The sequence below is a fragment of the Ponticoccus litoralis genome, from assembly GCF_039769985.1.
GTDB classification, from domain to species: domain Bacteria; phylum Pseudomonadota; class Alphaproteobacteria; order Rhodobacterales; family Rhodobacteraceae; genus Ponticoccus; species Ponticoccus litoralis.
The window spans coordinates 1,311,447-1,325,325 of sequence record NZ_JBDNCH010000002.1 but is presented as its reverse complement, the minus strand read 5'-3'; the positions used below and the strand labels follow the sequence as shown (position 1 = coordinate 1,325,325).

Below are 13,879 nucleotides of genomic sequence, written 5' to 3'. Positions count from 1 at the left end.
GCGCGTCCGGCAGCGCCCGGTCCTGTCAGCGGTTGGCGCGGCTCCGGCGCCCCCACCAGGCCGTCACGCCCCGCGAAAGGTGATCTCCACCGTCACGGCGATGGCGTAGACCACCATCATCAGCACCGATTCCACGCCGATCCGCGCCGGCCCCTCGCGCTGGCGCAGGATCAGCCCCGCCAGCAGGATCACCGTCATCACCAGCCCGGTGGCAAGCCAGAACAGGTCTTCCCTTCCGGCGGCGTGATAGATCGACCCGTCGCGGTAAGCCACGTCCGAGAACACCAGGAAGAGCGTGTCGAAGGTATTGCCGCCGATGATCCCGCCAACCGCCAGTTGCAGCGCGCCCCGCCGGACCGCGGTCAGCGTCGTCACCAGTTCCGGCAGCGAGGTCACCACCGCCGTGCCCAGGGCGCCGACCATGCTGGAGGACAACCCGAACCGGCCGATCACGGTGGTGCCGATCTGGCTGATCACCCAGCCCGCCGCTCCCATGATCGCGACCAGACCGGCGAATGCGGCGGCCTGCCGGTGCCGGGCCTGCCGGCCTCGTCCTCGTCCTCGGGTTCGTCGGCTCGGGTGTCCGAGGTCTTGACCGGGCGCCACATCGGCTGGTCCCGCATCCAGGCCGTCAGCCGCACGCCGCCGACATAGGCCACGGCCAGCACCACCGACACCGGATGCACCCCCAGTGCCGAGACATCCGGCCCGGCCATGGCGGCCACGGGCAGGCTGAGAAAGCCGATCAGCAGCACCGTCTGGAACAGGTTCGCGGGCTCCGCCGCCGCATGCTCAAGGTTCGGCCCGCGATAGAACAGGTCGGCCAGCGCAAGGAACAGGGTCTGCGCCGCGATGCCGCCGACGGCATTCGAGACGGCGAAACTCGCATCGCCCTGAGAGGCGGCGGTCACCGACACGACAATGCCGGACAAAGAGGTGGCGGCGCCCAGCACGATCCCGCCCGCCATGGCCTCTCCCATGCGGGTGCGGTCGGCAATGACGTCCGCAAGGCCGGTGGCCCGGATCGAGGCCGCGACGACGATGGCGGCGGTGACGATGAAAAGGATGAAAAGGGCGGGGGTCGTCAGGTCCGCGATCATGCCGCGGACCCTTCGGATGCGTGGCTCAACCGGTCAGCCGATCTTGCGGTAGCCCCAGATCAGCAGGCTGGCCCCGATGATGCCGACGATCAGCTGCGGGATCCATGCGTCGGCGGCGTAGATGCCGATCAGCGACAGGATGAGGTTCAGCACAACCGCGCCGATGATCCCGAGCAGGATGTTGAGAAACAGGCCGGTGTCGGCCTTCATGATCATGCTGGCGATCCAGCCCGCCAGCCCGCCGACAATGATCGATCCGATAAATCCGAGACCCATGAAATATCCCCCTGAAGGTGTTGCGCTATCACAGCTGCAACGCGGAAGCGGGGGTCTGGTTCCCGAAAGGTTTGGGGAAGGGGTCCCGGCAGGGCTGTCCCGGTCCTTAGGGCCTGCGGGCGGGCGCCGAAGATGGGGCCGGAAAGGCCGCCCCCAAGACCCTCGCGGGCCTGCGCGCGCAGGGGGCGGCGCACAGGGCCGGGCGGGACAGGCCGCCGCGCCCGGCGGGTGCAGGACCGGGCCGGGGGACAGCCCCCACCCCGCCCCTGCGGATTGCCGGTCAGTCGCGCAGCAGCTCGTTGATGCCGGTCTTCGAGCGCGTCTTCTCGTCCACGCGCTTGACGATCACCGCGCAGTAGAGGTTCAGGTTGTTCTTGGTCGGCATGGAACCGGAGACGACCACCGAATAGGGCGGCACCTCGCCATAGGTGACCTCGCCGGTCTCGCGGTCGACGATCTTGGTGGACTTGCCGATGTAGACGCCCATGCCCAGCACCGAGCCCTCGCGCACGATGCAGCCCTCGACCACCTCGGACCGCGCGCCGATGAAGCAGTTGTCCTCGATGATCGTCGGACCGGCCTGCATCGGCTCCAGCACGCCGCCGATGCCGACGCCGCCGGAGAGGTGCACGCCCTTGCCGATCTGCGCGCAGGACCCGACCGTGGCCCAGGTGTCGACCATGGTGCCCTCGCCGACATAGGCGCCGAGGTTCACGAAAGAGGGCATCAGCACCGCACCCGGCGCGATATAGGCCGAGCGCCGCACGACGCAGTTCGGCACCGCGCGGAACCCGGCGGTTTTCCAGTCCTCCGCGCCCCAGCCCTTGAACTTGCTGTCGACCTTGTCCCACCAGCCAGAGCCCTGCGGCCCGCCGGACTGCTCTTCCATGTCCTTGATCCGGAAGCCCAGAAGCACCGCCTTCTTGGCCCACTGGTTGACGTGCCAGTCGCCGTTTGCCTGCTTTTCGGCCACGCGCAGCTTGCCGCTGTCCAGCGCGTTCAGCGTCTCTTCGATGGCGTCGCGCGCCTCGCCCGTGGTGGCGGGGGTGATGGTGTCGCGCGCCTCCCGGGCGGCTTCGATGGCGGTTTCAAGCTGAGCGTTGGACATCTGTCCCTCCCGGTCCGGATCAGGTTTCAACGCCCTATAGCGGGCGCGGGCGATACCGGCAATGCCGCGCGCCCCGCCCTCGTGGCCCCGCAGACTCCGGCAGGGATGCCACAGAGCCGAAAGACCACGCCCGCCCGCCCCTTCTTCTGTCCGGAATTATCCCCGCCGGAGGCATCCCGCGTCGCCGCAGGCGCCATCCTCCCCGACACGCGCGCGCCCAGGGTTTCTTCTTGGTCCAAATACCTCCGCCGGAGGCAACCGCCCCCACCGGTCGCCCCTAGGCCAGCGGGTCGGGCGCGACGTTGCCGCCGCAGACCAGAACCGCCACACGCTCGTCCGGCTCGGGCTGGTAGATGCCCCAGCGCAGCGCGGCCAGGGCGCAGGCGCCAGCCGGTTCGACCAGGATGCGGTGCGCCTGCCAAAGCGCCGTCTGCGCCGCAAGGATGGCGCCGTCGGGCACCTCCAGCACCGGCGTGCCGTCCCGGCGCACCAGGTCGTAGCAGATCGACCCGATCCGCCGCGCCCCCAGCGCATTGGCCGCCACGCCCGAGACGCCGATGTCCACCGGCCCGCCGTTCTTCAGCGCCGAGGCCAGCGTGTTGCAGCCGATCGGCTCGACCGCGACGATCTTGCGCCGCCCGTCGTTCCACGCCAGCGACCCGCCGATCAGCCCGCCGCCGCCGACGGCGATCAGCACCGTGTCGGCCTCCAGCCCCTGCTCCTCCCATTCGCGCAGGCAGGTGCCCTGTCCGGCCACCGTTCCCGGCGCGTCGTAGGCATGGACCTGCATGGCGCCGCGCTCTGTTTCCCAGCGTTGCGCCATGGCCATCGCGTCGGCGTATTCTCCCGGCACCACCGTCAGCCCGGCGCCGGTGCGCTTGATCAGGGCGATCTTCGAGGGACCGGCGATCTCGGGCACGAAGATCTGCGCCGGGATGCCCAGCCGTGCCGCCGCAAAGGCCACGGCCGCGCCGTGATTGCCGCCCGAGGCGGCGACGACCCCGCCCTCGGGCACCTCCGCCGCCAGCAGCGTGTTGAAGGCCCCGCGCGCCTTGAAGCTGCCGGTGTGCTGCATCTGCTCCAGCTTCAGCGCCACCGGGCGTTCCCACAGGGCCGCGCTCTCCATCACCGGGGTGCGCACGACATGCCCCGAAATGCGCCCCGCTGCCGCCTCGATCGCGCTCTGCCAGTCCATGCCTGCTCTCCTTCTGGTCATCCGAAGCGCCACGCTATACCTGTGGACCAAGGCCAACAAGGAGCGCCCGCATGACCGAAGACCGCCGCAATCCGCTGCGCGACGCGCATCTCGACCGCGCAACGGCAAAGCATATCCCGGACACGCCGCAGTCACGCTCTCCCAGCTATCGCCTCGCCTTCGCGGACGAGGATTTTCTTTGCCGGGACGAGTTGCGGCCCGTGCGCCTGCAGCTGGAGCTGCTGAAGTACGAGATGCTGATGGACGAACACGGCATCGAGGGCACGGTGGTCCTGTTCGGCGGCGCGCGCATCCCGGAACCGGCGAAGAAGGACACCGCGCGCACCGAGACGCTGGCAGAGCTGACGCGCTTCTACGACGAGGCCCGCAGCTTTGCCCGGCTGATCACGCGCAAGTCCATCGCGGCGGAGAACCGCGACTGGGTGATCGTCACCGGCGGCGGCCCCGGCGTGATGGAGGCGGGCAACCGCGGCGCCGCGGACGAGGGCGGCGTCTCCATCGGGCTGAACATCGTGCTGCCGCACGAGCAGGCGCCGAACCCCTACGTGACGCCGCATCTCGCCTTCAACTTCCATTACTTTGCCATTCGCAAGATGCATTTCCTGATGCGCGCCCGCGCCGTCTGCGTCTTTCCGGGCGGCTTCGGAACGCTGGACGAGCTGTTCGAGGCCCTGACCCTGATCCAGACCGACCGCATGCGCCCGGTGCCCTTCCTGCTCTTTGGCCGGGACTTCTGGGAAAGCATCGTCAACTGGCAGGCGCTGGCCGAGGCCGGAACGATTTCCCAGCAGGACCTTGGCCTGTTCCAGCTTGTCGAGACCGCCGAAGAGGCGCTGGAGATCATCGAGGCATGGGAGCCGCAGCCGCGTCGCGGCGATATCCCGGACCGGTAACTCCGTCTTCACTGGGCAATGCAGGGGGAAGGGGCCTGAGCGCGGGGGCAGACCCTTGTGCCGCGCCGCCCCGGGGCCGCGCTCCGCCTTCGTCTTCGGCCTTGCCTTGCCGATGGCGCTTTCGGTGGGGACGCGGCCTGTCCGAAGGCCGCGTCGGGTCTAGAGGGCCTCTTCGGCGACCTTCTTCGCCTCGACAGGGGCAACCGCCGCCGCCGGTTCCACCCAGCGGGCGATGACAGAGCGCGCGGCGGCCTCGTCGCGCGCATCGATGGCTTGGCGCAGGTCCTTCAGGGCCGTGGCGACCTCGAATTCGGACAGGAAGCTTTCCTGCGCGCGCAGGATCTTGGGGTGCGGCGTCGTCAGCATATCCGCCGAGATCAGCAGTTCCTCGTGCAGTTTCTCGCCCGGGCGCAGGCCGGTGATGCGGATTTCGATGTCGCCCTCGGGGTTGTCGCGGTCGCGGACCTCGTAGCCCGCGCCCTCGATCATCTGGCGCGCCAGTTTCTTGATCGGCACCGGGTCGCCCATGTCCAGCACGAAGACATCGCCGCCGCGCGCGAAGGATCCGGCCAGCAGCACCAGCCGGGCGGCTTCGGAAATGGTCATGAAATAGCGCGTCACGTTCGGATCGGTCAGCGTGACCGGGCCGCCGTTCAGGATCTGCTCCTGGAACAGCGGGATGACAGAGCCGGAAGAGCCCAGCACGTTGCCGAAGCGCACCATGGAAAAGCGGGTGCCGGGGCTGCGCGCGGCAAGATCCTGCACGCTGAGTTCGGCCAGCCGCTTCGAGGCGCCCATGACGTTTGTCGACCGCACGGCCTTGTCCGTCGAGACGAGGATGAACCGCTCGACGCCGCTGGTGCGCGCGGCATCCGCCATGACCTTCGTGCCAAGGACATTGTTGCGCAGGCCGCTGATGACGTTCTGGCTTTGCTCGACCATCGGCAGGTGCTTGTAGGCTGCGGCGTGCAGGACCACCTCGACCCGGTGCCGGGCCATGGTCTCGCACATCAGGGGCTCGTCGAGGACCGAGCCCAGAACCGGCACCACGGTCAGCCCGTCGCCCAGCTCGCGCAGTTCCTTGTCGATGCTGTAGAGCGCATGTTCCGAGTGATCGACCAGCACGAGGCAGTCGGGTTTGCAGTCCAGCAGCTGGCGGCAGAGTTCCGACCCGATCGACCCGCCCGCGCCGGTCACCAGGATGCGGCGGCCGGTATAGGCGTGGCTGACACCGGGCAATTCCTTTTCCAGCCGGTTGCGGCCCAGAAGATCGTGCAGCGAGACCGGGGTCACCTTCTGACGCAGTTCGGCTTCGCCCACCAGCGCCGCGAAGGAGGGCACGGCGTGGACCTCGCAGCCGATGTGGCGCAGGCGGTGGGCGATACGGGCGATCTTGGGGGCGCTGAGCGAGGGCATCGCCAGCACCACGCGGTCGATGTCCTTCTTGTCGACCAGGGACTTGATGGCCGAGGGCGAATAGACCCGCAGGTTGGCGATCATCAGGCTTTGCAGGGTCGGGTTGTCGTCGATGAAGGCGACGGGCTGCACGGCGTCGTCGGTGCGCAGCGCCGCGACAAGCTGCTGGCCGGTCTGGCCGGCGCCGTAGATCAGGACACGCGACACGTCCCGCCGGCTGCGGTAGATCTGTACGGTTGCCTGACGCAGAAGCACCCGCCAGCTGGCCGAGACAACCAGCAGCAGAAGCGAGAAGATCACGAAGACACTGGCAGGCAACAGCCCCAGCGTAAGCTGATCGATGGAGGCGCCCAGCAGGCCGAGCGTGGCGGAATAGGTCGCCGTGCGGATCACGCCGCGCAGCTCGTAGTCGTTCAGCCGGCAGCGGGTCAGGCCGATCCGCCACCCGAAGACGGTCCCGGCAATGCTCAGGATCGCGGCAAGCGGAAGCACGGCCCGAAGCGTTTCGAGATTGGCGGTGGCATCTACCGCAAGGACAAGCGCGGCGAACAGGCACAGGGGGATAACGATCGCGTCGACAAGCACGAAAACCGCTTGTTTCTGAGCCCGGCTCATACCAATCACGACGTTATAAAGCATCCGTATTGAGTCCCTCTGCCCGTTCCACCAGATCTGTATTCGTTCTTGGACCCGGATGCGTGCCGCGACCGGCTTTGCGGATCTTGACCGTCCGCTGCAGGTTTGTTGGCGCCAAAAAACTGCCAAACTCCTTCGACTTCTAGTGTATCGTACACAAATCCGGCAAGTCTGGAATTTCTGCGCTTGCGAGAATCGGCGCAAAAGCCGCCGGTGGACTCGGAATTTGCCTCAGGAGAGGCCAGAGTTTCCCGCGCAGGCCAATTTCCTGCACGCCACGGGCAGCGAATCGCCCTTTCACCCGTACCGTGGCTGCGGTATGCACCGCGCCAGCCGCGCGGACCCCTGTCCGCGGGCACCGAAACCGATAGGAGGGCCGTATGGGCTACCGTATTGTCGTTGCGGGCGCCACGGGCAACGTGGGCCGCGAAATGCTGAACATCCTTGCCGAGCGGGGGTTTCCCGTCGACGAGATCGCCGTGCTGGCATCCCGCCGGTCGCTGGGGACAGAGGTCAGCTTTGGCGACAAGACTCTGAAGACCCAGGACCTTGCCACTTTCGACTTCACCGGCTGGGATATCGCGCTCTTTGCCGTGGGCTCCGGTCCGACGAAGGAATTCGCGCCCAAGGCGGCAAAGGCCGGCTGCGTGGTGATCGACAACTCGTCGCTCTACCGCTACGACCCGGACGTGCCGCTGGTGGTGCCGGAAGTGAACGCCGAGGCCGTCGACGGCTACACCAAGAAGAACATCATCGCGAACCCCAACTGCTCGACCGCGCAGATGGTGGTGGCGCTGAAGCCGCTGCATGACCGCGCCAAGATCAAGCGCGTCGTGGTGTCGACCTACCAGTCGGTCTCGGGCTCGGGCAAAGAAGCCATCGACGAGCTCTGGGACCAGACCAAGGCGCATTACAACCCGACCGACGACTACCAGCGCAAGGTCTACCCGAAGGACATCGCCTTCAACGTGATCCCGCACATCGACGTCTTCATGGAGGACGGCTCGACCAAGGAAGAGTGGAAGATGGTCGCGGAGACGAAGAAGATCATCGACCCGTCGATCAAGCTGACCGCGACCTGCGTGCGCGTGCCGGTCTTCGTCGGCCACTCCGAGGCGATCAACATCGAGTTCGAGGAGTTCCTCGACGAGGACGAGGCGCGCGACATCCTGCGCGAGGCGCCGGGCCTCATGGTGATCGACAAGCGCGAGGACGGCGGCTACGTCACGCCCAAGGAATGCGTGGGCGATTTCGCGACCTTCATCAGCCGGATCCGGCAGGACGCGACGATCGACAACGGCCTGAACCTCTGGTGCGTGTCGGACAACCTGCGCAAGGGCGCCGCGCTGAACGCGGTGCAGATCGCCGAGGTTCTGGGCCAGCGCTGCCTGAAAAAGGGCTGACGGCTCTTCCAGCCTGTTGCGACCGGCCGGTTCGGATCCCCGAACCGACTCGGTTTGCGTTTCGGGGCCGGGAGGCGGTGGGCGGATACCTCTTTCGGATAGGGCGCCCTGTGCCTTGGGGTGCCCCAACTATGCCCGAAACTTGTCGCAATTGCCCGCAAGCCCTGCTAGGAATGGTGTCAGGCCAGAGCGCGGTTTGCAGCGCCCCGGTCGCGATGACGCAGCGCCACGGCGTGCCGGATCTCTCTCCTACTCTCTCACACAATCCGGCATGCCGCGGCTCCGGGCGCCTGCGCCCGGCGCGGTCGAACCGCGCGCAGCCCTTGCCCGAACCGCACTGAGGTGTTGTGCGGATCGACCCCGGGAACCAAGCCCAACAGCCAGAAACGGCCTTGCCGCTTTGCCCGGCATGGCGGCGGTCGAAGCGACCCGGCGCCAGATGACGTGGACAGCGTTTCGCTCAGGTGCTCCGGCCTTTGCGCGGATGGTTAAGGCATCCTTGCCACAATCGTGAAAATGCGGGGCGACTGTCGCCGTCCGGGCCATGGCCTGTCCAATTTTTGCCGCAATCTGTTGCGACCCTCGGTTCAGGGGCAGCAGGAAAGCAGGCAAGGAGCCTATCATGCGCCATCAGACCGAATTCAGGCTCGACCGGACCGTCCTTCAGTCTTTGGGTGGCCTACCGGCCCCGCTGGATTGTGAAACCAACGCGCTGTTGCGGCTTTTCCTTGCCCCCATCCTCGAAACCGCGCCCGATTGGGCAAGCCTTGCCGAGGCGCTTGGCGAAAAGGGCTATGACCTGTGCTTCCGCGAGGGCCATCTGGTGATCCTCAACGATCTCGGTGAGGCGCTGTGCACCGGCAGCGACATCGGTGTGCCCATGGCGCGGATTGCAGGGCGCATTGGGCGGCCCTGCGTGCGTGCGCATCGCGACGGACACTCGGGCAGGCTCTGGCAGGCCTGACCCGGGCGCGCGACAGAAGTGCCCGCGCCGACCCGCGCCCCGCGCCGTCGGCCCGGGGCGCGAAGGCCAATCCCGTCAGATCGCGGCGAATTCGTCGGTGGCGGGGTCCAGATGTTCCAGCCCGCCCTCGGCGATCTCGTTCCAGACACCGTGCAGCGACAGCTGCCGCGCGGCCACGGCCTTTTCGACGAAGGGGAAGGTCATCAGGTTGCGTAGCGAGGTGCGGATGGCTTCCTTCTCGAAGGCTTCGGGCTTGTTCTCGGCGTCCTTGATCGCCTCGTAGCCGGGCCGCAGGATATCCATCCAGCGCCCGACGAAAGAGGTCTGGTCCTCCAGCTCGGGCGCGCGGCCTTCGCACATGTCCAGACAGCCCTGCACACCGCCGCAGCGCGAATGGCCGACCACCACGATATGCGCGACCTTCAGCGCGGTGACCGCGTATTCCACCGCCGCCGAGGTGCCGTGCTGGTTGCCGTCGGGCTCATAGGGCGGCACGAGGTTCGCGATATTGCGGTGGATGAAGAATTCGCCCTGATCGGCGCCGAAGATCGACGTGACGTGAACCCGCGAATCGCAACAGGCGATGATCATGGCGCGGGGCCGCTGCCCTTCGGTCGCGAGGCGCCGATACCAGGCGCTGTTCTCGGCGTAGGCCGTTGCTTTCCAGCCCTGAAAACGCTGGACGAGGAAGGTGGGCAGGGGGCGGACGAACTCCATGGCTTGCTCCAGTCATGTCATGTTCGCCTTGAATTACGCAGGATTCGCGGGAAATTCGAGCGAAAACCATCTTGGCGGCTAACCTTTTGACAAGGCCGCCCCTGCAAGGTGCGCCTGCCGTGGGGGCCATGAATGGGGTGCGTTGTGACAGAGGTAACCTTCATCGCGCCGGTCGAAAGACCGGCCATGAATACTGCGCAGATCGAAACGCTGTGCTGCGATCTTGGCCCGAATGCCGCCGAGGACGTGGTCTGCCGCGCGATGGAGGAACTGGCCCTGCGGCTCTGCATCATTGAGCAGCAGGCCGACGCCGGCCCGCGCGAGGATATGCACAAGGGCCTGAAGGCGCTGGCAGCCATCGCCGACCAGATCGGCCTGTCCACGCTCAGTCGGGTCGCGCATGACGTCATGGCCTGCATCGTATACGGCGACCGCGTGGCAGAGGCGGCGACCACTGGCGCGGCTGGCCCGCACCGGCGAACGCTCATTGACCGAACTCTGGGACATCAGCGCCTTTTCTCTGTGACCCCTTGCGGCTGTCGGCGGCGGGGATAGGCTGCGCGCCAACCAGACAGGAGCCGCCATGACCCCCCGTTTCGCCGAACCCGATGCCGCAACCCTGACCCTGCATGTGATCGAGGCCGACGCCCTGTCCGGCTGGCTTGACGGGCAGGACGCGCAGGCCCGCGCCCGGGTCGAGGCAAGCGGCTTCAAGGGCGCCCCGGGGCAGGCGCTGATGCTGCCGGGCGCGGGTGGCAGGCCCGCGGGCGCGGTTGCGGGCTACGGCACCGCCTCGGCCCGCGCGCGGCTGCGCTTCCCTCTGGCCGGGGCCATTCCGTCTCTGGCGCCGGGGTCCTACCGGCTTGCGGGCCTGCCTGACAGCGCCGCGCCGACAGAGGCGCTGGGCTGGCTGCTCTCGTCCTACCGCTTCGACCGCTACCGCGCGAATGCGCCGCAGGAACAGCAGCTCGTCGCCCCCGAGGGCGTGGATGCCGCCCGGCTCGAAGTGCTGGCGGCCAGCGAATGCCTGACCCGCGATCTGGTCAACACCCCCGCCGCCGACATGGGCCCCGAAGCGCTGGAACAGGCGGTGCGCGCCCTCGCGTCCGAGTTCGACGCCGCCATCGAGGTGACCACGGGCGCGGCGCTGGAAAGCGGTTTCCCGATGATCCACGCGGTGGGCCGCGCCGCTGCGCAGGCGCCGCGCCTGATCGACCTGCGCTGGGGCGACGAAGGCCCGCGCCTGACGCTGGTCGGCAAGGGCGTGTGCTTCGACACCGGCGGGCTGAACCTGAAGCCGGGGTCGTCCATGGGGCTGATGAAGAAGGACATGGGCGGCGCCGCCAATACCATCGGCCTCGCCCGGGCGATCATGGCGCTGGGGCTGAAGGTGCGCCTGCGCCTGCTGATCCCGGCGGTGGAAAACAGCGTCGCGGGCAACAGCTTCCGCCCCGGCGACATCCTGACCTCGCGCAAGGGGCTGACGGTCGAGATCAACAACACCGATGCCGAGGGTCGGCTGGTTCTGGCCGATGCGCTGGCCCTGGGCGACGAAGAGGCGCCCGAGCTGATGATCTCGATGGCCACGCTGACCGGCGCGGCGCGTGTCGCCGTCGGCCCGGACCTCGCGCCCTTCTACACCGACGCCGAAGACTTCAACGCCGCGCTGACCGCCGCCTCGGGGCCGCAGGCGGACCCGGTCTGGCGCATGCCTTTTCACGAACCCTACGAGGCGATGATCGAACCCGGCATCGCCGACCTCGACAACGCACCCTCCGGCGGCTTCGGCGGCTCGATCACCGCCGCGCTCTTCCTGCGGCGCTTCACCGGGCAGGCGGCGCGCTACGCCCATTTCGACATCTATTCCTCGGCAACCCACGGCCGCCCCGGGCCGCGCCAAGGGCGGCCTGATGCAGGGCCCGCGCGCCATCCTCGCGGCGCTGCCAGAGGTTCTGGGCCTGTGACGGACCGCCGCCTGACGCCGTTCAACGGGCGCGTCGCGGCGCTGCATCTGAAAGGCACCGTCGCGGCGGAGCGCTTCGCAAAGCCGGAAGCGCATCGCGTGGTGGCACCCCTCTCCGACCTGCGCGCCGCGCCCGATGGCCCGCGCGAGCGCCAGCTTCTGAGGGGCGAGACCTTTCTGACGCTGGAGGCACGCGACCAGATGGTCTTCGGCTACGCCGAGAAGGACGGCTACTGCGGCTGGATCGCCGCCGCCGACCTGACCGGTGCGCCGCCCGAGGCGCCCACGCACCGCGTCAAGGTCGCCCGCAGCTACGGCAAGTCGACGCCCGGTCTCAAGGCATTCGGCAGCGTCACGCCGCTGTCGCTCGGTATGCGGCTGCCGGTTCTGGAGACGGCGGAGGGCTGGTCCCGGATCGCGTGGTCGCGCGGCGCGGCTCCGCGCGATCTCTTCGTGCCCTCCGGCCATCTGGCGCCGCTGGACAGCCCCGAGACAGAGCCGGTCCGGGTCGCGGAACGCCTGATCCATACACCCTACCTCTGGGGCGGCAACTCGGCCTTCGGCATCGACTGCTCGGGGCTGGTTCAGGCCGCGCTCCCGGCCTGCGGCATCCCGTGCCCCGGCGACAGCGACCTGCAGGAGAAGGGGCTGGGCGACACCCTGCCTCCCGGCACGCCGCCGCAACGCGGCGACCTGATGTTCTGGAAAGGCCACGTCGCCTGGGTCGCGGATCGCGACACCCTCCTGCACGCCAATGCCTTCCACATGGCCGTGGCCTCCGAGCCAATCGCGGAAGCCCTCCGGCGCATCGCCGCACAGGGCGACGGCCCCGTCACCCGCCACGCCCGCCTGACCTGAGCGGCAAGGGCTAGGTCACCTGCCACAGATGCCTGCCTGCCCCCCGCAGAGACCGCAGCCCTCCGCAGGCGGGCCGACCGCCCGCCACGCCGCGCCGTCTGCGTGGCACGGGCCGCAGGCCGCCTCCGGTCCATCGCCCCGGCCAGGCCGCGCCTGTCTCTCCATCCTCCCCCCGCTTCTCTGGTCCCGCAAATACCGCGGGGGCGCCCCGCAGGGGCGGGGGCAGAGCCCCCTCCGACGCCGCCCGCCGCGCGACGACCCGGACGTCGAGCTTCAACCGCGCCCTTGAGCCGCCGCCCGCGACCTGCCACGCTCCGCCCAGAGCCAGCAAGGAGCCGCCATGCCCTCCGATCCTTTCTTCCACCCGGTTTCGGGCTTCGACCTGCCGCGCTTCGCCGGGGTGCCGACCTTTATGCGCCTGCCGCAGGTCACGCCGGATCACCCGCGCTTCGCGGAGGTCGAGATCGGCCTCGTCGGCGTGCCCTGGGACAGCGGGACGACGAACCGCCCCGGTCCGCGCCATGGGCCGCGGCAGCTGCGCGATGCCTCGACCATGATCCGCGCCCAGCACGCGACCACCGGAATGCGCCCCTTCGAGGCGGCGCATTGTGCCGACCTCGGCGATGTCGGCCCGAACCCGGCGGATATCGCCGACACGATGACCCGCATCACCGCCTTCTACGACGGGCTGGTGGCCAAGGGCATCCGTCCGCTGACGGCGGGTGGCGACCACCTGACCTCGCTCCCGGTCCTGCGCGCGCTGGCCAAACCGGGCCCGCTTGGCATGATCCACTTCGACAGCCATACGGACCTCTTCAAATCCTACTTCGGCGGCACGCTCTACACCCATGGCACCCCCTTCCGCCGCGCGGTGGAAGAGGGGTTTCTGGATCCGAAGCGGGTGATCCAGATCGGCATCCGCGGCACCATGTACGACACCGAGGACCGCGACTTCGCCGGGGCCAACGGCATCCGGATCGTGACCATCGAAGAGCTTTTCGAGCGCGGCATCCCCGAGGTCATGCAGGAGGCCCGAGAGGTCGTGGGCACCCGGCCCTGCTATGTCAGTTACGACATCGACTTCGTCGACCCGGCCTTCGCGCCCGGCACCGGCACACCCGAGGTCGGCGGACCGAACAGCTTTCAGGCGCTGCAGGTCTGCCGCGAACTGGCGGGGCTGGATATCGTCGGCGCGGACCTGGTCGAGGTCTCGCCGCCCTTCGACGCCAGCGGCGGCACTGCCTTCCTCGGCGTGTCGGTGATGTTCGAACTGCTCTGCGCGATGCTGGCGCAATAAGCGCCTCTCCCGGGCACCGGGTGCCCGGCGGG

General features: G+C 68.4%; 11 protein-coding genes and 2 pseudogenes. 7 read left to right on the top strand and 6 right to left on the bottom strand.

Translation table 11 applies throughout. The features are described from left to right. Positions 1 to 63 precede the first annotated feature (63 nt). The 4 genes and pseudogenes from ABFB10_RS07585 to ABFB10_RS07570 form a co-directional block, all read right to left on the bottom strand. Positions 64 to 1,100 (bottom strand): annotated as a pseudogene (locus tag ABFB10_RS07585) (sodium:calcium antiporter). 33 nt (positions 1,101 to 1,133) lie between these two features. Then, entirely contained in the window at positions 1,134 to 1,376 is a 243-nt protein-coding gene (locus tag ABFB10_RS07580; protein WP_347166053.1) for a GlsB/YeaQ/YmgE family stress response membrane protein, read from the bottom strand. Positions 1,377 to 1,656: 280 nt separating this feature from the next. Then, on the bottom strand, positions 1,657 to 2,484 hold the full coding sequence (gene dapD, locus ABFB10_RS07575) for a 2,3,4,5-tetrahydropyridine-2,6-dicarboxylate N-succinyltransferase (RefSeq protein WP_347166052.1): 828 nt from the start codon (positions 2,482 to 2,484) through the stop codon (positions 1,657 to 1,659). 277 nt (positions 2,485 to 2,761) lie between these two features. Then, on the bottom strand, positions 2,762 to 3,679 hold the full coding sequence (locus tag ABFB10_RS07570; RefSeq protein ID WP_347166051.1) for a threonine/serine dehydratase: 918 nt from the start codon (positions 3,677 to 3,679) through the stop codon (positions 2,762 to 2,764). Positions 3,680 to 3,750: 71 nt separating this feature from the next. Between ABFB10_RS07570 and ABFB10_RS07565 the strand changes: the two genes are divergently transcribed. Then, positions 3,751 to 4,593 (top strand): LOG family protein, encoded by an 843-nt coding sequence (locus ABFB10_RS07565; protein ID WP_347166050.1) that lies wholly within the window; start codon positions 3,751 to 3,753, stop codon positions 4,591 to 4,593. Between the two features lie 159 nt (positions 4,594 to 4,752). On the opposite strand, the gene ABFB10_RS07560 is transcribed toward ABFB10_RS07565, so the two are convergent. Then, the gene (locus ABFB10_RS07560; protein ID WP_347166049.1) at positions 4,753 to 6,648 is read right to left on the bottom strand and encodes a polysaccharide biosynthesis protein; all 1,896 of its coding nucleotides are present in this window, start codon (positions 6,646 to 6,648) and stop codon (positions 4,753 to 4,755) included. Positions 6,649 to 7,025: 377 nt separating this feature from the next. On the opposite strand from ABFB10_RS07560, the gene ABFB10_RS07555 reads away from it, so the two are divergent. Both ABFB10_RS07555 and ABFB10_RS07550 read left to right on the top strand, forming a co-directional pair. After that, positions 7,026 to 8,048 (top strand): aspartate-semialdehyde dehydrogenase, encoded by a 1,023-nt coding sequence (locus ABFB10_RS07555; protein WP_347166048.1) that lies wholly within the window; start codon positions 7,026 to 7,028, stop codon positions 8,046 to 8,048. 622 nt (positions 8,049 to 8,670) lie between these two features. Next, complete coding sequence (locus ABFB10_RS07550) at positions 8,671 to 9,012, top strand: hypothetical protein (RefSeq protein ID WP_347166047.1); 342 nt, start codon at positions 8,671 to 8,673, stop codon at positions 9,010 to 9,012. 75 nt (positions 9,013 to 9,087) lie between these two features. Here the strand turns inward: ABFB10_RS07550 and ABFB10_RS07545 are convergent, their stop codons facing one another. Then, positions 9,088 to 9,729, bottom strand: a complete 642-nt coding sequence (locus tag ABFB10_RS07545; RefSeq protein WP_347166046.1) for a carbonic anhydrase — start codon at positions 9,727 to 9,729, stop codon at positions 9,088 to 9,090. A gap of 186 nt (positions 9,730 to 9,915) precedes the next feature. Between ABFB10_RS07545 and ABFB10_RS07540 the strand changes: the two genes are divergently transcribed. The 4 genes and pseudogenes from ABFB10_RS07540 (at position 9,916) to speB (ending at position 13,847) form a co-directional block, all read left to right on the top strand. Further along, positions 9,916 to 10,284, top strand: a complete 369-nt coding sequence (locus tag ABFB10_RS07540; protein WP_347166045.1) for a hypothetical protein — start codon at positions 9,916 to 9,918, stop codon at positions 10,282 to 10,284. A gap of 28 nt (positions 10,285 to 10,312) precedes the next feature. After that, positions 10,313 to 11,693: pseudogene (locus ABFB10_RS07535) on the top strand (leucyl aminopeptidase family protein). Continuing rightward, the gene (locus ABFB10_RS07530; protein WP_347166044.1) at positions 11,690 to 12,550 is read left to right on the top strand and encodes a C40 family peptidase; all 861 of its coding nucleotides are present in this window, start codon (positions 11,690 to 11,692) and stop codon (positions 12,548 to 12,550) included. The pseudogene ABFB10_RS07535 and the gene ABFB10_RS07530 overlap by 4 nt, the downstream one beginning before the upstream one ends. A 340-nt stretch (positions 12,551 to 12,890) precedes the next feature. Continuing rightward, a complete protein-coding gene (gene speB, locus ABFB10_RS07525; RefSeq protein WP_347166043.1) occupies positions 12,891 to 13,847 on the top strand; it encodes an agmatinase in 957 nt (318 codons plus the stop codon). Positions 13,848 to 13,879 lie beyond the last annotated feature (32 nt).